This window comes from Arthrobacter nitrophenolicus (assembly GCF_045833485.1).
Lineage (GTDB): Bacteria > Actinomycetota > Actinomycetes > Actinomycetales > Micrococcaceae > Arthrobacter > Arthrobacter nitrophenolicus.
This window is the reverse complement of sequence record NZ_CP174504.1, coordinates 2,312,246-2,332,214: the sequence shown is the minus strand read 5'-3', so window position 1 is coordinate 2,332,214 and position 19,969 is coordinate 2,312,246. Positions and strand designations below refer to the sequence as shown.

Annotated in this window: 17 protein-coding genes, 1 tRNA gene, 1 other RNA gene and 1 pseudogene; 12 read left to right on the top strand and 8 right to left on the bottom strand. The window is 67.0% G+C overall.

Annotation, left to right across the window (positions count from 1 at the left end):
• From ACJJV6_RS11020 to ACJJV6_RS11010, 3 genes are read left to right on the top strand one after another with little or no spacing between them, the layout of a single operon-like run.
• Positions 1 to 1,002: a sugar phosphate isomerase/epimerase family protein gene (locus tag ACJJV6_RS11020; RefSeq protein WP_407708927.1), complete on the top strand. Its 1,002-nt coding sequence runs from the start codon at positions 1 to 3 to the stop codon at positions 1,000 to 1,002.
• Positions 1,003 to 1,005: 3 nt separating this feature from the next.
• A complete protein-coding gene (locus ACJJV6_RS11015; RefSeq protein ID WP_407708926.1) occupies positions 1,006 to 2,022 on the top strand; it encodes a Gfo/Idh/MocA family protein in 1,017 nt (338 codons plus the stop codon).
• A gap of 31 nt (positions 2,023 to 2,053) precedes the next feature.
• Positions 2,054 to 2,587: a GNAT family N-acetyltransferase gene (locus tag ACJJV6_RS11010; RefSeq protein WP_407708925.1), complete on the top strand. Its 534-nt coding sequence runs from the start codon at positions 2,054 to 2,056 to the stop codon at positions 2,585 to 2,587.
• 4 nt (positions 2,588 to 2,591) lie between these two features.
• Here the strand turns inward: ACJJV6_RS11010 and ACJJV6_RS11005 are convergent, their stop codons facing one another.
• Positions 2,592 to 4,730 (bottom strand): glycogen debranching N-terminal domain-containing protein, encoded by a 2,139-nt coding sequence (locus ACJJV6_RS11005; RefSeq protein ID WP_354177247.1) that lies wholly within the window; start codon positions 4,728 to 4,730, stop codon positions 2,592 to 2,594.
• 57 nt (positions 4,731 to 4,787) lie between these two features.
• Positions 4,788 to 5,849, bottom strand: a complete 1,062-nt coding sequence (locus ACJJV6_RS11000; protein ID WP_354177245.1) for a glycosyltransferase family 4 protein — start codon at positions 5,847 to 5,849, stop codon at positions 4,788 to 4,790.
• A gap of 219 nt (positions 5,850 to 6,068) precedes the next feature.
• On the opposite strand from ACJJV6_RS11000, the gene ACJJV6_RS10995 reads away from it, so the two are divergent.
• Positions 6,069 to 6,767 carry a DsbA family oxidoreductase gene (locus ACJJV6_RS10995; RefSeq protein WP_407708924.1) on the top strand — a complete coding sequence of 233 codons (699 nt, stop codon included), beginning with the start codon at positions 6,069 to 6,071 and terminating at the stop codon, positions 6,765 to 6,767.
• Between the two features lie 53 nt (positions 6,768 to 6,820).
• Complete coding sequence (locus ACJJV6_RS10990) at positions 6,821 to 7,471, top strand: TetR/AcrR family transcriptional regulator (protein ID WP_009358466.1); 651 nt, start codon at positions 6,821 to 6,823, stop codon at positions 7,469 to 7,471.
• A 33-nt stretch (positions 7,472 to 7,504) separates the two neighbouring features.
• On the opposite strand, the gene ACJJV6_RS10985 is transcribed toward ACJJV6_RS10990, so the two are convergent.
• Together ACJJV6_RS10985 and ACJJV6_RS10980 are read right to left on the bottom strand one after the other, a co-directional pair.
• Positions 7,505 to 8,185, bottom strand: coding sequence for a LytR C-terminal domain-containing protein (locus ACJJV6_RS10985; RefSeq protein ID WP_407708923.1), 681 nt, complete (start codon positions 8,183 to 8,185; stop codon positions 7,505 to 7,507).
• A complete protein-coding gene (locus ACJJV6_RS10980) occupies positions 8,178 to 8,477 on the bottom strand; it encodes a type II toxin-antitoxin system VapB family antitoxin (RefSeq protein ID WP_009358464.1) in 300 nt (99 codons plus the stop codon). The genes ACJJV6_RS10985 and ACJJV6_RS10980 overlap by 8 nt, the downstream gene beginning before the upstream one ends.
• Positions 8,478 to 8,624: 147 nt before the next feature.
• Here ACJJV6_RS10980 and ACJJV6_RS10975 point away from each other — a divergent pair, with 147 nt between their 5' ends.
• Positions 8,625 to 9,554, top strand: coding sequence for a hypothetical protein (locus ACJJV6_RS10975; protein WP_407708922.1), 930 nt, complete (start codon positions 8,625 to 8,627; stop codon positions 9,552 to 9,554).
• A gap of 26 nt (positions 9,555 to 9,580) precedes the next feature.
• On the top strand, positions 9,581 to 11,242 hold the full coding sequence (locus ACJJV6_RS10970; protein WP_009358462.1) for a stealth family protein: 1,662 nt from the start codon (positions 9,581 to 9,583) through the stop codon (positions 11,240 to 11,242).
• A 90-nt stretch (positions 11,243 to 11,332) separates the two neighbouring features.
• Here ACJJV6_RS10970 and ACJJV6_RS10965 read toward each other — a convergent pair whose 3' ends face one another.
• Positions 11,333 to 12,262 (bottom strand): phosphodiesterase, encoded by a 930-nt coding sequence (locus tag ACJJV6_RS10965; RefSeq protein ID WP_009358461.1) that lies wholly within the window; start codon positions 12,260 to 12,262, stop codon positions 11,333 to 11,335.
• A 159-nt stretch (positions 12,263 to 12,421) separates the two neighbouring features.
• Entirely contained in the window at positions 12,422 to 12,937 is a 516-nt protein-coding gene (locus ACJJV6_RS10960) for a glutathione peroxidase (RefSeq protein WP_354177242.1), read from the bottom strand.
• A 251-nt stretch (positions 12,938 to 13,188) separates the two neighbouring features.
• Between ACJJV6_RS10960 and ACJJV6_RS10955 the strand changes: the two genes are divergently transcribed.
• Complete coding sequence (locus ACJJV6_RS10955) at positions 13,189 to 13,692, top strand: hypothetical protein (RefSeq protein ID WP_407710529.1); 504 nt, start codon at positions 13,189 to 13,191, stop codon at positions 13,690 to 13,692.
• Positions 13,693 to 13,766: 74 nt separating this feature from the next.
• Here ACJJV6_RS10955 and ACJJV6_RS10950 read toward each other — a convergent pair.
• Positions 13,767 to 14,120 (bottom strand): annotated as a pseudogene (locus ACJJV6_RS10950) (M23 family metallopeptidase); the annotation flags it as partial.
• A 589-nt stretch (positions 14,121 to 14,709) separates the two neighbouring features.
• Between ACJJV6_RS10950 and ACJJV6_RS10945 the strand changes: the two are divergent.
• Positions 14,710 to 15,630: an oxygenase MpaB family protein gene (locus ACJJV6_RS10945; protein ID WP_407708921.1), complete on the top strand. Its 921-nt coding sequence runs from the start codon at positions 14,710 to 14,712 to the stop codon at positions 15,628 to 15,630.
• A 77-nt stretch (positions 15,631 to 15,707) separates the two neighbouring features.
• Here ACJJV6_RS10945 and ACJJV6_RS10940 read toward each other — a convergent pair.
• Positions 15,708 to 15,792: transfer RNA gene (locus tag ACJJV6_RS10940), tRNA-Ser, on the bottom strand.
• Positions 15,793 to 16,122: 330 nt separating this feature from the next.
• Between ACJJV6_RS10940 and ACJJV6_RS10935 the strand changes: the two genes are divergently transcribed.
• The 3 genes from ACJJV6_RS10935 to ACJJV6_RS10925 all read left to right on the top strand — a co-directional run bounded on the left by ACJJV6_RS10935 (position 16,123) and on the right by ACJJV6_RS10925 (position 19,921).
• Positions 16,123 to 16,473, top strand: a complete 351-nt coding sequence (locus ACJJV6_RS10935; protein ID WP_133348494.1) for a hypothetical protein — start codon at positions 16,123 to 16,125, stop codon at positions 16,471 to 16,473.
• Between the two features lie 15 nt (positions 16,474 to 16,488).
• Positions 16,489 to 16,585: signal recognition particle sRNA small type (gene ffs, locus ACJJV6_RS10930), an RNA gene on the top strand.
• Between the two features lie 21 nt (positions 16,586 to 16,606).
• Positions 16,607 to 19,921: a DNA polymerase III subunit gamma and tau gene (locus ACJJV6_RS10925; RefSeq protein WP_407708920.1), complete on the top strand. Its 3,315-nt coding sequence runs from the start codon at positions 16,607 to 16,609 to the stop codon at positions 19,919 to 19,921.
• Positions 19,922 to 19,969: the final 48 nt, after the last annotated feature.

The following is a 19,969-nucleotide window of genomic DNA, read 5'->3' as shown; positions in this document are numbered from 1 at the left end:
ATGCCCCGCCCGTTCACCCTGTTCACCGGCCAGTGGGCCGACCTGCCCTTCGAGGAAGTCGCAAAACTCGCCTCCGGCTGGGGCTACGACGGCCTCGAGATCGCCGTCTCCGGCGACCACCTGGACGCCTGGCGCTGGGACGAACCCGGCTACGTCGACTCCAAGCTCGAGGTCCTGGACAAATACAACCTCAAGGTCTGGGCCATCTCCAACCACCTCACCGGCCAGGCCGTCTGCGATGACCCCATCGACTTCCGGCACCAGGGCATCGTCCGCTCCAAAGTCTGGGGCGACGGCGACCCCGAAGGCGTCCGCACCCGCGCCGCCGAGGAAATGAAACACACCGCCCGGCTCGCCAAAGCCCTCGGCGTGGACACCGTCGTCGGCTTCACCGGCTCCGCCATCTGGCAGTACGTGGCCATGTTCCCGCCCGTCCCGCAAAAAGTCATCGACGCCGGCTACCAGGACTTCGCCGACCGCTGGAACCCCATCCTGGACGTCTTCGACGAATGCGGCGTCCGCTTCGCCCACGAAGTCCACCCCTCCGAAATCGCCTACGACTACTGGACCACCGTCCGCACCCTCGAAGCGATCAACCACCGCGAAGCATTCGGCCTGAACTGGGACCCCTCCCACATGATGTGGCAGGGCATCGACCCCGTCTCCTTCATCTGGGACTTCAAAGACCGGATCTACCACGTGGATTGCAAGGACACCAAGGTCCGCCAGACCGGCCGGAACACCGTCATGGGCTCCCACCTGGCTTGGGGCGACCCCCGGCGCGGCTGGGACTTCGTCTCCGCCGGCCGCGGCGACGTCCCCTGGGAAGCATCCTTCCGCGCCCTCGCCGCAATCGGCTACAACGGCCCCATCAGCGTCGAATGGGAAGACGCCGGAATGGACCGCCTCCACGGCGCCCCCGAAGCCCTCGCCAACCTCAAAAAATACGACTTCCCCGCCTCCACCGCATCCTTCGACGCCGCCTTCAGCAGCAAGGACTAGGCCGTGCCGAACCACAGCGGCGGCACCTCCGACGGCCGGCTCCGCTGGGGAATCCTCGGCACCGGCTTCATCGCCGACCTGCAGGTACGGGACCTCGTGGACAACGGGTTCGCGGTCCAGGCGGTGGGCTCCCGTTCCCTGGAAACGAGCCAGGCATTCGCGTCACGGTTCGGCATTCCCACAGCCCACGGCAGCTACGAGGACCTGGCGGCCGACCCGGATGTCGACGTCGTGTACGTTGCCACTCCCCACGTGTTCCACCACGAAAACGCCCTGCTGGCGCTGAACGCGGGAAAGCATGTGCTGGTGGAGAAGGCCTTCACCATCAACGCCCGGCAGGCGCAGGAGATCGTGGACCTTGCCGCCGGGAAGGGCCTGGTTGCGCTGGAGGCGATGTGGACCCGTTTCCTGCCGCATATGGCACGGCTGCGCGAGATCGTGGCCGGCGGGGTCCTTGGCGAGGTCCGCAAGGTGGTGGCAAGCCACAACCAGGACCTTCCCAAAGACCCCGCGCACCGGCTCAATGATCCTGCACTGGGCGGCGGCGCCCTCCTGGACCTGGGCGTCTATCCGGTGTCGTTTTCCTTCGACGTCTTCGGTGCCCCGCACCGGATACTTGCGAGCGCTGCGATGACCGCAACCGGGGTGGACCGGCAGACGGCGGCCATCTTTGAGTATGCGGACGGGCAGCAGGCCCTCGTGGACTGCGCGCTGGATACTGCGGGGAACAACCGGGCAGCCATCATCGGCACCGGCGGCTGGGTGGAGATCGAATCCGTTTGGTACACCCCCACCCCGTTCACCCGGTATGACGTATCGGGAAACATCCTGGAGCAGTTCAACGAGCCCGTGCAGGGCCGGGGCATGCAGTACCAGGCCGCGGAACTCGAACGGCTGGTCCGCGAAGGGCTGACCGCGGGCACCATGCTGCCGCCCGGCGAGAGCGTGGCCATCATGGCCGCCCTGGACGAGGTCCGGCGCCAGATCGGGCTCACCTACGACGCCGACAGGCAGCCTTAGGATGGAGGGCACCCTTAGGATGGAGGGCACCATGAGCCACACCATCCGCAAGGCAACACCGGACGACGCCGGGGCGCTGGCCGCGCTGGCGGCCGTCACCTTCCCGCTGGCCTGCCCGCCGTCGTCGTCACCCGAAGACATCTCCGCCCACCTGGCCAACACGCTCACCGAGCGGCATTTCAGCGGCTACCTCGCCGACCCGGACGTCACCATCCTGGTGCTGGACTCCGGCCACCGGCTCAACGGGTACAGCCTGCTGGTCAACCGCCCGGCTGCTGACCCGGACGTGGCCTCCGCGCTCACCCTGCTGCCGTCCGTAGAGGTCAGCAAGTGCTACGTGCACCCCGAGCACCACGGCCTGGGTGCGGCGGCCGAGCTGATGCACGCCAGCCTCCAGGCAGCCGCCGACGCCGGCGGCGCCGGGGCGTGGCTTGGCGTCAACAGCCAGAACGCCCGGGCCATCCGCTTCTATGAGAAGTCAGGGTTCCGCAAGGTGGGCACCAAGTCCTTCCAGCTGGGCAGGACCGTGGAACACGACTTCGTGCTGGAGCGCGAAGTCCCGTAGTTCCTCAGTAGCCTTCGGGCGGGTAAGCCAAGGGCGGGCGCGGAACCGGCAGCAGCTTCACGCCCGGCGGCAGCCCGTCGATGCTGCCCTCAGCCCCGCGGGCCTTGATGGTGATCCGGGACGTGTCCAGCAGCACGTTCTCGGCCCGGAACTCGCCTACGGATTCCGGCAGGATCGGTGACAAGTGCACCACACCACGGGTGTAGACGGGATCGAAGCGGAGCAGCACGCGGGCCAGCTGGACCGGCGCGGCCGCCGCCCAGGCCTGCGGCGAGCAGGCAGTGGGATAGGGCACCGGCCCGGGGAACTCGCCCCGGTCGAAGCCGCAGAAGAGCTCGGGCAGCCGGCCGTCGAAATGCTCGGCGGCGTCGAAGATCCCCTTGGCCACCCGCTTGGCTTCGTCCACAAAGCCGTAGCGCATCAGGCCGGTGGCCGCCAGGGCGGTGTCGTGGGGCCAGACGGAGCCGTTGTGGTAGCTAACGGGGTTGTAGGCCCCCATGTCGGAGGCCAGCGTCCGGATCCCCCAGCCGGTGAACATTTGCGGTGACATCAGGTGTTCGGCAACGGACGCCGCCTTGTCCTCGTCCACGATCCCGGTCCAGAGGCAGTGGCCCATGTTGGAGGTGCAGGCATCCACCTGGCGCTTGTCCTTGTCCAGCGCGACGGCGAAGTACCCCTTGTCAGGCAGCCAGAACTTCTCGTTGAAGGCAGATTTCAGTTCGGCTGCACGGTCCGCCCAGTGGTTCTCCAGCGCCACGTCGCCGTCCCAGCGGGCCAGCAGTGACCTGCCGATGTAGGCGGCGTAGACGTAGGCCTGTACTTCGCACAGGGCGATGGGGGCTTCGGCCATGGTGCCGTCGGCAAAGTTGATTCCGTCCCAGGAGTCCTTCCAGCCCTGGTTGACCAGGCCGTGGGCGTTGGGCCGGCAGTACTCCACAAACCCGTCGCCGTCCCGGTCGCCGTACTGTTCAATCCAGTCCAGTGCCCGGTCCGCGTGCGGCAGCAGCGGCCGGATCACGTCGCGGGAAAGCCCCCAGCGGCTCAGTTCGCCCAAAAGGGCAACGAAGAGCGGCGTGGCATCAGCCGTTCCGTAGTAGGCGGTACCGCCCAGGGACAGTCCGGCGGTGACGCCCAGCCTGACCTCGTGCGGGATGCGGCCGGGTTCCTCCTCGGAGTCCGGGTCAACCTTCTTCCCCTGGATCCCCGCCAGGGTCTGGAGCGTACCTGCGGCCAGGTGGGGGTTGACCAGCAGGCTCATGTAGGACGAGAGCAGGGAGTCCCGGCCGAACAAGGCCATGAACCACGGGGCGCCGGCGGCAACTGCCGCGCGTTCCGGATGGTGGGCGTCGAAGATGCGCAGCGCACCCAGGTCCCGCTGGCTCCGGTTCAGCAGTTCCTGCAGCTTGACGTCCTCGATGCTGAGCCGCGGTACGCCTTCTTCCCAGTCCAGGTGCCGGCGGACGCCCTCACGGTGGTGGGGCAACTGCCCGTCACGGAACGGTTTCTCGGGCGGCTGCCCGTTCACCAGCGGCACGACGATGATGCTGACGGCCCACTTGCCCCGGGCCGGGACGGTGGCACGGAAACGGAGCCCGTCCGTGCTGACGGCCGCGCCTTTGGCACTGACCACCGTTCCGCGCTGCTGGCCGTGCCGGCTGGCTTCGATGACGAGCCTGCCGTCCACCACCTCACGGGTCGCGTCGTCAACACCGCTGGTCCGGGCGCCCTTCACGTCGAAGAGGTCGGCCTGGTCCGCATCCACGAGGAGCTCGATATCGCATTCCACCGGTTCGGCGGCAAAGTTCTCCAGCGTGATGTCGTCCTGGAGTCCCGGCCCGATATGGCGGACCTGCCGGACCACCAAGGGGCTGTCAAACCGTCCCCCAGGCCAGGTTGCCCTGCCCACGAACGTTGCCTCGAAAGGATGCGGCCGCTGAGCCACCAGGGGTTCCCGCAGGGCGCCGTTGATGCGCAGGACCCAGCCGGAAATAATGCGGGTGTCCTGGAAGAACACGCCGTTCGCGCTGCCGTCGGGACTGATGTCACCGCTTCCGGACGAGATGCAGAACGACGAGCCTTCAAGGATGGTCACGGAACCGGAGTCGGAGACGGATGCCTCGTTGTCTTCGTTCCAGGCGGTCATGGACGGACTCCCTATCTCCAGCGGCGGGTGCTGCCGGGACCGGTTGCCCGCCCGCCCTTAACGATTCTGGTGCAGGCCCGCCGCATCCGGAACCCCCGACGGCGATCTGCCGCCAAGGAGTTCACCGAAGAGCCGCAAATGCTGCGCCACCATCCGGCCGGCACTGAACCGCTGTTCCACCGAGGCCCTGCAGCGGCCCCTGTCCAGCCCTGCGGCAGCCTCGACGAACCCGGCCAAAGTTTCCGTGCTGCCCAGGAAACCGGTCCTGCCGTGTTCCACAATCTCGGGCGCCGATCCTATCGAAGTGCCGATGACGGGGGTTCCGGTGGCCAGGGCCTCGATCATCACCAGGCCAAACGGCTCCGACCACTGGATCGGGTTGAGGAAGGCCACGGCTTCGCCCATCAGCCGGTACTTGGTTGCGTCGTCCACTTCCCCCACGAACTCTTCGTTGGGTCCCAGGAGCGGTTCGATTTCCTGGCGGAAGTAGCGGATTTCGTCAGGCTCATGCATCTTGAGGGCAATCCGCAGGGGCAGCCCTGCCTGCCGGGCGATCATGATGGCTTCCAGCAGGCCCTTGTCCGGGCATGCCCTGCCCACAAAGCACAGGTAGCCGCCGCTGCCGCTTCCGACCGGAACGGCGGAGACGTCCATGCCGTGGTGGATGACCTGGGTGACCGGGACGTCCGGGGCATGGGAAGACTGGTCACGCGAGATGGCGATGATGGCGGTGTCCCTGGCCATGGCGCGGTAAAGGTCGACAGCCAGGGCATTGAGCGGGCCGTGGATGGTGGTCACCACGGGAATGTCCTTGGCCCGGCGGGCGTAGAGCGGCCCCGCCAGCGTGTGGTCGTGGATGATGTCCACGCCGCCCAGCCCCTCGTAGGCCCGGATCACATGGCTGAGTTCTGACATGGTGGAACCGAGCGCGTCGCGGAGCGCCGGCCTCATTCCCGGGACCAGCGGGACGGGGCAGGTGCTTTCCGCGGGTGCCGCCAGCAGCACCTCATGCCCGGCTGCCGTGAAGCCCCGGGCAAGGCTGTCCACAACCCTTTCAATTCCGCCGTAGGTGACCGGTGGAATGGGAATCCACGGTCCTGCAATAAGTCCAATCCGCATTCCTGGCCTCCAGGTGATGTGGCCGGGCTCCCCAGCTAACCAGACACGTGACACCGCAGGGGGCATTGCAATCCATCCGGCGGTGTTTGGAAGAACAATGGCCTCTGCTTGACCTATATCAGACTATTGCCCAGGATCGGCCCGGCCACAAGACCCAGTGTGGGGTATCTAACACGCACCTTCCGGAATGGCTGCTCCAGCCGGGCGGTTGTTCACACCATGAAGATTGAGATCTGGTCAGATGTGGCCTGCCCGTGGTGTTTCATTGGCAAGCGCCGTTTCGAGGCCGCGCTGGCCGAGTTCCCCCATCGCGACGCGGTGGAGGTCACGTGGCGGAGCTACCAGCTGGACCCCACCCTTCCGGAGCACTATGACGGCACGGAGCTGGAGTACTTGAGCACGCGCAAGGGGATGCCGCTGCAGCAGGTTTCGCAGATGTTCGACCATGTCGCGCAGCAGGCCAGCGGCGAGGGCCTGGACTACCACTTCGACAAGGTGGTGGTGGCGAACAGTTTCATGGCGCACCGCCTGATCCACCTCGCCGCCGCCCACGGCCGGCAGGACGCCGCCAAGGAGCGCCTGCTCAGCGACCATTTCGAGCACGGCAAGGACATCGGCAGCCGGGAGTACCTGGCCTCGCTGGGCAAGGACCTGGGCATTCCCTCCGGCGAGCTCGAGGAACTGTTCACCACGGACAAATACGCCGACGATGTCCGCTCCGATGTTGAAGAGGCGCGGTCCCTGGGCATCAGCGGCGTCCCGTTCTTCGTCATCGACCGGAAGTTCGGACTTTCCGGGGCCCAGCCCGCAGCGACTTTCACTGCTGCGCTGGACCAGGCCTGGCAGGATGCCAATCCGCTGGTACTGGTGAACTCGGGCGAGGGCGACGCCTGCGGCCCCGACGGCTGCACGGTCTGAATTCGGGCACGTCCCGCAACTGGTTTACTGACACACAGCGGTAAAGTGTCTGTATGCCAAGGATTTCAGCGGCCAGCAACGCCGAGCAGCGGGCGGACACCCAGCGGCGCATCCTCACGGCCTTCGGTGAACTCCTCTTCTCGCACGGCCTTCCCGGCCTGACCATGACGGACGTGGCCCGGCACGCCGGTGTGGGTCGGACCGCCGTCTACAACTACTACGCGGACATCGAGGAACTGCTGATCTCGTACGCCCTGGACGAGACGGAGAAGTTCCTCACGGAGCTGCGCGAGGCCCTGGACCGGCTGGACAACCCGGTGGAGCGGCTCGCGCTCTACGTGCGCGCCCAGGTGGTGGACCTCAGCCGCCGCCACCTGCCTCCGGGACCCGCCATGGGCGCCGTGCTGTCGCCGTCGTCCTTTGCAAAACTTGCCGACCATGTGGGCGAGCTGAGCGTGCTGCTGCAGGGCATCCTGCGCGACGGAATGGACCAGGGCTACCTCCCGGTGGCGGACATCGGGCAGCAGGCGCAGCTGATCCTGGGGACGCTCTCCTCCAGTGCCGCCAGGGGCAGCGACGAGCCGGCTGAGCTGGAAGCGCGCGTGGCCAGGACTGTGCGGTTCATCCAGCTGGGCGCCGGGGCAAGGTTCGACGACGAGGGCCACCCCGTGCGGATCGCCCAGCTTCCCGCCGTGGCGGGCTAACTTTCAGGAGCGGCGCTTCAGGACGCCGGCACTTCAGGACACCGGCGCCGCGGACGGCATGACCGGCCACCTGTCGTCATCCGCAACACGGCGGCTTTCCCGCGGACAGCTGAGCGTGCCGGGTGTCTGGTCCACGAGGTCGGGCGGTGCCAGGGCCCGGTAATCCTGGGAAAGGATCACATCCACGCTGCCGTCTGTCCTGCCGTCCTGGAAGTAGTCCGAACCCGGCAGGTTCCGCTGCACGCTGAAGGCGGCCGATTGTCCGGCTGCACCCGAGATCACGGCCGCCACGCCCCGGTAGCCTGCATCGATGTTGCCCACGTCCGCCACCACGAACTTGCGCGCCAGGAACTCGTCCGCCACGGACCGGGCAAGGCCCGGCCTGCTGGTGGAGTTGTAGACATTGAGGTTGATCTGCTCAGGCGGCGTGTAGTCAAACGTGGCCGCGGGGCAGGTGGAGACTTTTTCCTCGGCCGGTTCGGCTGTTGGAATGGAGAACCGGCCGTTGATGATCGCCAGGGCCGTGATGATGCCCGCGGCGATCACGCCGATGAGGAGCACCAGCACAATGCCGTGGAGCACCCTGCGGCGCACCCTGGCGGTATCGTCGGCGTCCAGGGCCGCCGCGTCGAATGTGGCCCGCAGTTCCGGACCGCTCACCACGTGATGGCCGTGCAGGATGCTGGCATCCTGCACCTGCCTCTTCCTAGCCATCGAGCACCAGGACCCGGGCGTGGATCGCGGTGCGCTGGTGCAGTGCCGTCCGGACGGCCCGGTGCAGGCCGTCCTCCAGGTACAGGGTCCCCTGGTACTGAACCACATGCGGAAAGAGGTCGCCGAAGAAGGTGGAGTCCTCTGCCAGCAGGGCCTCCAGGTCAAGGGTGCGCTTGGTGGTCACCAGCTCGTCCAGCCGCACCGGCCGCGGCGGCAGCGACGCCCACTCCTTGGGCGTGCTGTAACCATGGTCGGGGTAAGGGCGGCCCTCGCCCACAGCTTTGAATATCACCCTGCAACCCTAGGCATCCCGCCAACCGGAGCGAAAGTGCCCGGCCGCGCCCCCGGCAGGTTGTGGCCAAACAGTGACCATGTCACAACCGGTGATCTTCGGTCGCCCGTTCAGGAACTGCCGGGCGCTGCTGAAAGAATAGGCCCCATGACAGCATCCGAGTCCCCTGCCATGCCCGTGCCCGGCGTCCGCACGCCGTCCACCCCGCCGCTGGCGCTCCTGCTGGACGTTGACGGTCCGGTGGCGAGCCCGGTCACGCGGGACGTCAAACCGGAGATCATCAGCGACCTGGTGGCCCTTGCCACCGCCGGGATCCCCGTCGTCTTCAACACGGGCCGCTCGGACGCCTTCATCCGGGAACAGGTCATGGCGCCGATGATCGAGGCCGGAATCCCCGGCGGCACCATCATCCACGCCGTCTGCGAAAAGGGCGCGGTCTGGTTCAGCTACACCTCCGCCGGCCCCGGCCCCATCCATGTGGACCGTGAGCTCGCCGTACCTGCGGCCTACGGGGACGACGTCCGCCGGCTGGTCGCCGAGGACTACGCCGCGCACATGTTCTTCGACGAGACCAAGCGGGCCATGGTGTCCGTGGAGCAGCACATCGAGGTCCCCAGCGCCGAGTACCTCGCGGAGCAGAAGCTGTTCGACGCCGATGCCATGGACCTGATGGCACGGCACGGGCTGGGCGTGGTCCGGCTGGACCACCATGCACCGAATTCCGACGACGAGGTGGACTACCGCGTGGACCCCACCATCATCTCCACCGACATCGAGTCCGTCCGCCTCGGCAAGGACCTCGGTGCCAGCCGGGCCGTGGAACTGCTGGCAGCGCAGGGCATCACCCCCGAGGCCTGGCGAACGGTGGGCGATTCCCGCACGGACTACGCCATGGCGGACTGGCTGCACCACAACGACCATGCCGTGAAGCACGTGGATGTCCGTCCCGCGGACGGTGTTCCGGCGAAACCGTACGAAGTCCTCACAGCGGCAGACCTGGGGCTCGAAGCCACGGTCATCCACGACGACGCCGGCGGCGCTTTCCTGCGCAGTTGGCGGGAGGCGCTGGGCGTCTAGGGCCGTGGCCGCCGGCCGGCCGAAACATGCCGTTTCCCGGGCGGGGCTATCATGCAGGTAGGAACGCATACTTCACCAGCACGGAGATAACCATTACAGAAGCACCGGTTCAGGACGAAATCTACTTCGGTGGCCAGGCGTCCGTAGAGGAACAATTCCACGAGGAGGCGACCTCCGCTGCTGCGGAACGGCGCCTGAAGCACCGCCCCGACGTCATCAGGCACAAGGGCCGCTATGCCCTGCTCAACTACAACAGGACCCACTACCAGGCAATGGTGGAGGACCTGCTGTTTCTGCGGAACGTCCTCGCGGAGTCCGGCCTGGCCTACCTGCTGGTCCGCGGCAACAATGACCGCCCGGTCATCGCCCTGGACTGGAAGGACAGGAAGAAGCTGCGCGCTGCCCTGGTTGAGGCCTGCCGGGACGAGCCCTTCTACTCCATGACGGTGGATGCCAAGAAGAAGACCGCCGTCCTTGTAGCCGACGGCGAGCTTTCCACCAGCCGCCAGGCACGCATCTTCCGGTTGTACCGGCCGCGGGTGGAACCCGGGGGCGGCTTCGAGTTCGGCGCTTCGGCCGGCGTGCAGATCGAGCTCTGGTCCTTCGAGGGCGAGGAGATCATCCTGCCCATCGAGAACTCCCTGACGCGCCGGACCCTGCTGCGGCAGGACGCGGTCCGCGGGACGGTGGAGCGCTACGGCCACACCTGGCCCACCATCGAGAACATGTTCGCGGACCACGCCAGCGACATCAGCTTCGACATCGATTTGGTGTTCTCCTGGGTGGACGGCAGTTCCCCGGAGTACATTGCTGCCCGCCGCGCCCAGCAAAAAGGCCATGTCCTCGGCGAGGGCGACGACCACGAGGCACGCTTCCGGCAGATCAACGAACTGAAGTACGCGCTGCGGTCCGTCTACATGTTTGCGCCCTGGATCCGCCGCATCTTCATCGCCACGGACTCCCCTGCCCCTGCATGGCTGGCGGACCACCCCTCCGTGACGATCGTCCGGAGCGAAGAGTTCTTCAGCGACCCGACAGTGTTGCCCACGCACAACTCGCAGGCTGTGGAATGCCAGCTGCACCACATCGAGGGGCTCTCGGAGCACTTCCTCTACTCCAATGACGACATGTTCTTTGGCCGGCCCGTCAGCCCGGATTTGTTCTTCACCCCCGGCGGGATCACCAAGTTCATTGAGGCGGAAACCCGGATCGGCCTGGGCGAGAACGCGGCAGAGCGCAGCGGCTTCGAGAACGCCGCCCGGGTAAACCGCAAGCTGTTGTGGAACCGGTTCGGCCGGATCACCACGCGGCACCTCGAGCACTGCGCCGCACCGCTCCGCCGGAGCGTCGTGGCCACCATGGAGCACGAGTTCCCCGAGGAGTTCCGGAAGACTGCGGCCAGCCGGTTCCGCGCCGCGGACAACATCTCCGTCACGAACTCGTTCTACCACTACTACGCGCTGCTGACCGGCCGCGCGGTCACCCAGACGGCCGCGAAGGTCCGCTACGTGGATACCACCATGCGCGCCGGCCTGAACTACCTTCCCAAGCTGCTGGCCAAGCGGAACATGGACTTCTTCTGCCTCAACGACGGCAGCTTCCCCGAGGTGGACGCTGACGAGCGGGCCGAAGTAGTGACCGACTTCCTGGAGAAGTACTTCCCCGTCAAGGCGCCCTGGGAGAAGTAGCACGCGCACTCCCTGCACGGCACAAACAGATGGCCGGCCCCGACGTCAACGGGACCGGCCATCTGTTTGCTTCTTCTACCTGCCCGAGTTTTACCTGCTGGAGGACGCGCCCAGCCGGGCTCCGCTGCGTTGCTTGGTGGTCTCGGGAATCCGGACCCCTGCGGCCTCCAGCCGCCGCGCGGTCTCTTCGGGGGTCACGTACTCGCCCACCGTCGTCGAACTGCCCAGCGGAACCACCGAATGGACGATGGTGTGCTCGTAGACGTGCACCAGGTTGAAGGCCTGCCCGCCGTCCTGCCCGCGGGTGCCACCCACCGGGACATTGAGGTCCTGGGTGTAGCAGCTCGCCGAAGCCACGGAGACAGGGATGCCGGCGAAGGTGCCGGTGGTGGAGTAATGCAGGTGGCCGGCCAGGATGGTCCGGACGTCCGAGTTGCGCACCACCGCGGCCAGCGAGGCCTGGTCCCGCAGTTCCACCAGCACCGACAGGTCCAGGACCGACGGGACAGGTGGATGGTGCAGTGCCAGGATGGTGCCGTCGGGAGCCGGGGTCTCCAGTTCGCGGGCCAGCCATTCCAGCTGCGACTGGCTCAGCTCGCCGTGGTGAAACCCGGGAACCGAGGTGTCCAGGGTGATGACGCGCAGTCCGTTGATGAAGTAGCTCTGGTCCACGGGCGCGTCATTCCCTGGCTGGTCCAGCAGGCCCTTCCGGAAGTTCGCCCGGTTGTCGTGGTTGCCCATGGCCCAGATAACCTGCGAGCCCATCTCGTCGCACGCGGGCTCCACGATGGCCCGCAGCTTCCGGTACGCCTCGGGATGGCCTTTGTCTGCGAGATCGCCGGTGAAGATGACAGCCTCAGGGCGCGCCCCGGATGCTTTGACCTCGTCAAAGAGCTGGATGAGGCGGGCTTCGCTGTCAACAACGCCGTACAGGGGGTCCGGACCCCCCAACAGGTGGGGATCACTCAAGTGGAGTAGGAAGTGGCGTGGCCGGGGATGTTCGGCCTCGATGTGCTCCATTGCTACCTCTGTGGTCGGTGGGAAGCCGCTCTTCCCTGGTACCCTTCAGTAATATTTATCCAATCAGACATTTGGCAAACTTTGGGCAAATCGCCGTAGCCGATGTGGAAAAAGATAAAAGAACTGCGCTTCTGCGCATTTTATTCGCCCCAGGGCCGGTCAATCGCCAAGGGCCTTCTCGATGGCGTCGATAATTTCAGCCGAGTCCGGCTCCGTAGTGGGGGCAAAGCGGTCCACCACCTCGCCGTCGCGGTTCACCAGGAACTTCTCGAAGTTCCACTTCACCAGCCCGGGCAGCAGCCCGGACTTGAACTTGGTGAGCTCCGCGTACAGCGGGTGCTGCCTCTTGCCGCGCACCCTGGCCTTCTCCGTCAGGGGAAAGGTCACGCCAAAGTTCCGCTGGCAAAATTCGGCGATCTCGGTGTCGCTGCCCGGCTCCTGGCCGGCAAACTGGTTGCACGGGACGCCGAGGATCTCGAAGCCGCGGTCGCGGAACTTCCCATAAAGGGCTTCCAGCCCGGCGTACTGGGGAGTGAAACCGCAGTTGGAGGCGACGTTGACCACCAACACCACCTTCCCCTTGAACCGTCCGAACTCCGTCTCGGTTCCGTCATTCAGGGTCAGCGGGATGGGGTACAGGGACACCGGGGATGTGGTCCGCACAAAGTTGTTCACACCTGTAATTCGGAGCAGGTCAGCCCCTGTACGGGTTGGCCTGCCGACTTTTCCGCGGACCTGCCCTCTTCTAGGGGACTGGTGCCGCGGTTTGTTCCGGCGTCGCTGGTTCCAGCGTTACGGGCTCGGTGGGTGCCGGTTCGACGGGGGCCGGCGCGGGTTCGGTGGGCACCGGCTCAGTCGGCACTGGCTCAACCGGAGCCGGCACAGGCTCGGTCGGTGCCGGCTCAACCGGAGCTGGCACAGGCTCAGTGGGCACAGGTTCGGTGGGCACCGGCTCAACCGGAGCCGGCACAGGCTCGGTCGGTGCAGGCTCAACCGGAGCCGGCACAGGCTCCGTCGGCACTGGCTCCGTCGGCACTGGCTCGGTCGGTGCTGCCTCGATCGGCGAGGCAGACGGCTCCGGGGGCACCGGCGTCGGCTCAGTGGGGGCCGGCGTCGGCTCGGTGGGAGACGCTGACGGCTCGGTCGGCGAGGCAGACGGCTCAGTGGGCGCCGGCGTCGGCTCGGTGGGAGACGCTGACGGCTCGGTCGGCGAGGCAGACGGCTCAGTGGGCGCCGGGGTCGGCTCGGTGGGGGCCGGCGTCGGCTCAGTAGGTGACGGCGCAGGCTCGGTGGGCGAAGTTGAAGGGGTTTCCGCCTCGGAGTGCGTCGGCAGCTCCGGCTCGGCTGGCTGCACCGTCGGCTCCGTGTCCTTGATTCCAGGCAGGGTCCAGTCAAGCCAATCAGCCGGTGAACCAGAGCCCGGGACATAGGACAAGGACTCTTCGAGGCCACCACCAGCGAGCGCCGTGAGGCCCACGAACTGCCACTTCAAGGGGCTTACATGCCAGCCGTTCAAGATGGTTTCGAAGTGCAGATGGCAGCCGGTTGACCAGCCTGTGCTGCCCACCCGCCCAACGACTTGGCCTGCCTGCACGCTATCGCCCCTGCGGACCGCCAGCGATTCGAGGTGGTTGTACGTGGTCACCAGGCCGTTGCCGTGGTCGATCTCCACCCGGTTGCCACCGCCCCAAGGATGCCAGCCCGCGGCCCGGACCACACCGGAGTCTGCAGCGTAAACTCCGGTTCCGCAGGGGGCAGCATAGTCCTGTCCCAGATGGAAGTCGCCGGCCGTTCCGGTCAGTGGGCTAATTCGGAACCCGAAGGGTGAGCTGGGATTCAAGACTTCCAAGGGTGCCATAAGATATCCGGCAGCGGGCCTTCCAACCCCTTTGTAACCAACTTCCACTGGCAAAGGCCGCTCGGGACCTGAACCGGTGACCACCGGCCGCGGGAACGACACCACGGCTTGCGGGTTGGCGGGTATGGAATGCGGGAGGGAGTCCAGGTCCGGGCCTTCCGCTCCCCGGAGCACCACTCCCGCTGGCTCGGCGGCCTGGCCTCCAGGACCGGGAGGGACAGCTTTCCCTGCCGGATCCGCAGGGCTTTCCGCAGGCGTCCCGGAGACCGCCGGCAACAGCTGCGCCTCGCGGCCATCCGACAGGTTCAAGGTGGAGAATGACACGGCCAAAGCACCGGCAGCCGTCAGGACGCGGACAGTGGGCCGGCGTGTACCCGGGGGTTTTGTGCCCGCACCGGATCCCCGATTCTTGCCCATGGATTGACTCCCGGAGATGTCCCACCCGCACGCTGTCTTGACGGTAGACCCATGGGACCATACGGCTGATGCCCTGTGAACCCCTGAATCACGAAATAGGGGGTTTTCGCCGATATCTTCGGAGTCTCATCCAGGTCGGCGCGCGGCGGCCCGCAGTGGGCAACAATGGGATATGCGGAATTTCCTCCGGAAATGGCAGGACGAACTCAAGAAGACGTTCACGGGAAAGTCGGACGCGCCGCCGGACTGGGCACTGCGGCTGTCGGAGGGAGACGACCCCGGCTACCACCTGCCGGGTTCTGCAGTGTGGGCGGTGCACGGTTCCATGTCCCCCATCGTGGCTGGAATACGCACATTGCTGATGCAATCCCTGCACCCCGGCGCGCTGGCCGGGGTCCACGAGCACTCGAACTTCCGGGAAGATCCGCTGGGCCGGCTGGCGCACACCATCCGCTGGATCTTCACAGTGACGTACGGTTCCAGGGCCGCTGCCGAGGAGGCCTCACGCATGGTCCGCCGTCTGCATGAACCTGTGCAGGGCAGCTACAGCGACAACCAGGGAACCTTGCGCAGCTACAGTGCCAACGATCCCGAGTTGGCCGCATGGATCCATATCGCATTCACCGACGCCTTCCTGACTGCCCACAAAATCTGGGGCGGCAGCATCCCCGGCGGACCCGACGCCTATGTCAGGGAGTGGGCGCAGGCCGGCAGGTTGATGGGCGTGGACAATCCGCCGCTGACCGAAGCGGAGATGCGGCAGCAGCTGGACCGCTGGTACACGGGCAACGAGCTGCGCGTCGACGCCCGGGTGGCTGAGACTGTGGACTTCATCCGCAACGCGCCGCTGCATCCGATGCTCCGGCCCGGCTACCGCATCCTGTTTGCTGGCGCGGTGTACAGCCTGGAGCCACGGTACCGGGCGATGCTCGGGCTCGAGGTACCCCGGCTGGGCCCGTTTCCGCTTCCGGTGAGGCTTGCCACCAAGGCCGTGCTCGGCGTCGTCCGCCTTGCCTTGGGCCCGCGCGGTCCCAGCGAAATGGCCGCACGTGCACGGCTGCGGCGCCTGGGGTATCCCGAAGCCGATCTCTAACAACGTGGTCAGGCCCGGCAAAATGTATTAAATGCAAGAACCCGATCCCGCAGCTGCGGGACCGGGTTCTCGACCGGCGGAGAATGGGGGATTTGAACCCCCGAGGGCGTTAACCCAACACGCGTTCCAGGCGTGCGCCATAGGCCGCTAGGCGAATTCTCCAACTGCTTCTGAATCAAAAGCAGGTACTAGACTACCTGACGTTTCGCGCATCACCCAAATTGGGGTTCGTAAGGCTTCGGCGCCCGGCACGCACCAGGGACTGCCCGCACCGTTCCCCGCAATCCCGCCTTAACCGGAAATGGACGCCCCCAACGCGCCCATTCCACTGGTACGCCGTTGAGCTGCCGGGTCCGGCCCCGTTCTGCCAGGCCACACAGCTCACAATCTGGAGATTGCCCCAATCGGTGTACATACCCATGATCGTGGGTGCCGGAGGGATAAGCAATGGAAATGCGGGCAATCAGCGGAACTTCGGCGCACAGTGGAATCATGACCGAGCTGCATGCCCTCGTGATCTACTCACCCCGAACCCACACGGAACAGGTCCTGGCTGCCATCGGCGACGCCGGTGCAGGAAGGATCGGGAACTACTCCCACTGTTCCTTCACGACTCCCGGAACCGGCCGGTTCACGCCGGAAGCAGGCGCCCGCCCTTTCCTCGGCTCAACGGGGACGCCGGAAGAGGTGGCGGAGGACCGGATTGAGTGCGTGGTCGAGGAGCCGCTCCTGCCACGGGTCGTGGCCGCTTTGCGCGCCGCGCATCCCTACGAAGAGCCGGCTTTCATGAGCTGGCGCGTGGAGGGCTGGCGGCCGGGGCCCGATTCGAACCGTACCGGATGATCGGGTAAAGTATCTGACGGCCCCTCATGTGGCGTCATCCTGTTGAACTCCCCCAGGACCGGAAGGTAGCAAGGGTAGGCGGGCTCTGGCGGGTGCATGGGGGGTCTTTACTATTCCCCCACAGGGCGGCAGGATGTCGGCCCGGATTGGTAGGGTTTTCTCTGTGACAGTTACTACCGCCCTCTACCGCAGATACCGTCCCGACTCGTTCGCCGACGTCATCGGTCAGGAGCATGTCACCGAGCCGCTCATGACGGCTTTGCGGAAAAACCGCGTCAACCACGCCTACCTTTTTTCCGGCCCCAGGGGCTGCGGCAAGACCACCTCCGCCCGCATCCTTGCCCGTTGCCTCAACTGCGCGCAGGGCCCCACGGACACCCCTTGCGGCCAATGCCCCAGCTGCATCGAACTGGCCCGCGGCGGCTCCGGCTCGCTGGATGTCATCGAGATCGACGCCGCCAGCCACGGCGGTGTTGACGATGCCCGTGACCTCCGCGAGCGGGCCACCTTCGCCCCCGTCCGGGACCGCTACAAGATCTTCATCATTGACGAGGCCCACATGGTCACGTCCGCGGGGTTCAACGCGCTGCTGAAAATCGTTGAAGAACCGCCGGAACACATCAAGTTCATCTTTGCCACCACCGAGCCGGACAAGGTCATCGGGACCATCCGCTCCCGGACGCACCACTATCCCTTCCGCCTGGTACCGCCCGAACCCCTGATGGCGTACCTGGAACTCCTGTGCAACCAGGAGAACGTCCCCGTCGCCCCCGGCGTCCTGTCGCTGGTGATCCGCGCCGGAGGCGGGTCGGTCCGTGACTCGCTGTCCGTTCTTGACCAGCTGATGGCTGGGGCCGGACCCAACGGGCTGGATTATGAACTCGCGGTCGCGTTGCTTGGCTACACCCACGCATCACTCCTGGATGACGTGGTGGAGGCGGTAGCCGCCTCCGATGCCGCCACCGTTTTCCGCGCGGTGGACCGGGTCATCCAGACCGGCCACGATCCCCGCCGCTTTGTTGAGGACCTGCTGGAGCGCTTCCGCGACCTGATCATCGTCAAGGCCATGCCGGAGAGCGCCCACACCATCCTGCGCGGGATGCCCGCGGACCAGATTGCCAGGCTGCAGAACCAGGCGCACAACCTTGGGTCGGCCGAGCTGTCGCGGGCCGCGGACGTCACCAACACGGCACTCACGGAGATGACCGGGGCCACGTCCCCGCGGCTGCACCTTGAGCTGCTCTGCGCCCGAATCCTGCTGCCCACGTCCGACCAGAACGAGCGCGGCCTGGCGGCCCGGATAGACCGGGTGGAGCGCCGCTTCAGCTATGCCGGGAACGACGTCGATGCTCCCGCCGCCGCAGCCGCGCCGGTGACCACCGCCGCACCTGCTGCCCCTGCCCCTGCCCCTGCCCCTGCCCCTGAGGAGAGCGTGACACCCGCGCCGCGGCGCGAGCAGCCCCAGCCGGTCGCCGCGGTCCAGCCGGCTGGACCGGAGTCCACTGCAGTTGAACCTCGTCCCGCCGTCCCATCACCCACCGGCCAGGGATCCCCGGAATCAGGTGGCAGGTCTCCCCTGACCCCTCCACGCGTGAGCACCAACGACTGGCCGGTTGAAGGACCGGGCCAGCAATCGACTGGACGGCAGGTAGTGGAACGGCCAACGTCCCAGAGCCCACTGCCTGAACGCGCTGCACCCGAGCCCCCGGCTGCTGCTCGCCCGGGCGCGGAACAGCGCGCACCGGAAAGCCCTGCCCCGGAGCGGGTTCCGGCAGCCGCCATCGTGGCTCCAGCAGCGGATACTGCTCCCCAACAAGCTCCGCCTGCTGCTCCCCCGGCCATGGGCGACGTGGAGGTTCTTCGCCGCGCCTGGCCCGACGTGCTGCAGACGTTATCCAGGATCAAGCGCAGCACCTGGGCACTTGTGGAGCCCAACGCCCAGGTCAGCGCTTTTGACGGCGCCGTCCTGACCCTCTCGTTCACCACCTCCGGTCTCGCCGGCGCCTTCGGGCGGGCCGACCATTCGGACAACCTGCGCCAGGCCATCCACAAAACGGTGGGGATCGACTGCCAGATCAACGCAGTTGCCGGTGGCGCCAGCCAGGCGAGCTCTGAACCAAACCCAAAAGCACCAGCCCGTCCGGCGGCGGCCCCCACTTCAGCTGATGTGGCGTGGGGCCTGGCCCCTGCGCCCGCACCGGCAGCCCCTGCCCCGGCGTCGGCATCGCCTGGCCCTTCCGCGCCTGCACCGGCAGCGCTTGCCCCGGCGTCGGCATCGACCAGCCCTTCCGCGCCTGCACCCGCTTCTGCTCCGGCGTCCGCCGAACAGGGAGCGCCCTCAGCCGCGTCCACCCGGACACCGGCTCCCGCGCCTTCCACGCCGGTAACGGGCGCCGGCAATACGGCACCGACCCCCGCACCCGCACCGGGCAGCCCGGCGCACCAGGCTGGAGGACGCCAAACGGCGGCGCCGTCCCGGGAGACCCCTGCCCGCGCCGCAGGCGGCCGGAATTCCTACCCGCCCCTGGAGGGCGACTACTCCTACTCGGATGACGACTGGGGCCCGCCCCGGGATGAGGACGCTCCCCCGCTGGATGAAGAACCTCCGGCAGACTGGGAGCCTTCGGCTGCGCGTACGGTCAGCCGCACCTCTGCAGTTACGCCGGAACCGGCATATGCACCGGCACCGGCCGCGGCCCCTGCCGCCGCTGCACAGGCAGCCGCACGAAAGCCGGCAGCGGATACCGCCGTCCAGGACCCCTGGGCCCGGGCAGTCGAGCAGGCACCGGGTGTATGGGTGGTCGGAAACGAAAGCAACGTAGGACGTTTCCCCGCCTCAACCGCTGCGGACACCCCATCGCCCGCACCCGCTCCCCGCTACGAACCGGCCACGGCCCAGGTTCCCCCGTCCATACCGGTCTCCTCGGCGGGTGCAGCCACGGAGCCCGACTGGGGCCTGGCCACGGTTCCTGGCCACCCGGATGCCGGCCAGGAACCGTCTATCCAGCAGGGGCGCGAATTTGCCGCGCCGTCTGCAGCGGATCCGGAAGGCGTCCGCGCCCCGGAGTACGCAATGGCGGCTGCTGCGCCCGGTGCCGGCCCGGCCACGCTTGCCCCGGTGCGACAGGCTCCCGCGGCTGCTCCCGCCGCCGTTCCTTCCAAGGCCGGCGCAGCCTCTCCCGCCGCCGCCCCGTCACCGGGAACCGGTACCCGGCAAAGCCTCTACCAGCGGCTGTCCAACAGCCCGGAGGCTGAGGCCGGCCGCGCCAAGGCCCCGGCACGCGCGGCCGTGGCGGCGTCCACCTACGTGCAGGACATTCCGAGCGCCGACGATGAGACCATCGAGGAATCCGGAGTGTTCGGCCGTGCAGCGGTGGAGCGTATTCTGGGCGGAAAGCTGATCGAGGAGCGGTCCGCGGACGGAAGCCCCCTCCCGCCCCGGTACTGACCCGCCATCCGGCGTGAACCGGATGGAACCGCTGTTGCATGACCCGCT

Bases quoted from the DNA above. Each gene is read 5' to 3' on its own strand.
- ACJJV6_RS10970 (WP_009358462.1), top strand. From the start codon at position 9,581: ATGCCGTTTCCCGGGCGGGGCTATCATGCAGGTAGGAACGCATACTTC.
- ACJJV6_RS11020 (WP_407708927.1), top strand. From the start codon at position 1: ATGCCCCGCCCGTTCACCCTGTTCACCGGCCAGTGGGCCGACCTGCCC.
- ACJJV6_RS10925 (WP_407708920.1), top strand. From the start codon at position 16,607: ATGTCGGCCCGGATTGGTAGGGTTTTCTCTGTGACAGTTACTACCGCC.
- ACJJV6_RS11005 (WP_354177247.1), bottom strand. From the start codon at position 4,730: ATGACCGCCTGGAACGAAGACAACGAGGCATCCGTCTCCGACTCCGGT.
- ACJJV6_RS10965 (WP_009358461.1), bottom strand. From the start codon at position 12,262: ATGGAGCACATCGAGGCCGAACATCCCCGGCCACGCCACTTCCTACTC.
- ACJJV6_RS10945 (WP_407708921.1), top strand. From the start codon at position 14,710: ATGCGGAATTTCCTCCGGAAATGGCAGGACGAACTCAAGAAGACGTTC.
- ACJJV6_RS10975 (WP_407708922.1), top strand. From the start codon at position 8,625: ATGACAGCATCCGAGTCCCCTGCCATGCCCGTGCCCGGCGTCCGCACG.
- ACJJV6_RS11010 (WP_407708925.1), top strand. From the start codon at position 2,054: ATGAGCCACACCATCCGCAAGGCAACACCGGACGACGCCGGGGCGCTG.
- ACJJV6_RS11000 (WP_354177245.1), bottom strand. From the start codon at position 5,849: ATGCGGATTGGACTTATTGCAGGACCGTGGATTCCCATTCCACCGGTC.
- ACJJV6_RS10935 (WP_133348494.1), top strand. From the start codon at position 16,123: ATGACCGAGCTGCATGCCCTCGTGATCTACTCACCCCGAACCCACACG.
- ACJJV6_RS10985 (WP_407708923.1), bottom strand. From the start codon at position 8,185: ATGGCTAGGAAGAGGCAGGTGCAGGATGCCAGCATCCTGCACGGCCAT.
- ACJJV6_RS10990 (WP_009358466.1), top strand. From the start codon at position 6,821: ATGCCAAGGATTTCAGCGGCCAGCAACGCCGAGCAGCGGGCGGACACC.
- ACJJV6_RS10995 (WP_407708924.1), top strand. From the start codon at position 6,069: ATGAAGATTGAGATCTGGTCAGATGTGGCCTGCCCGTGGTGTTTCATT.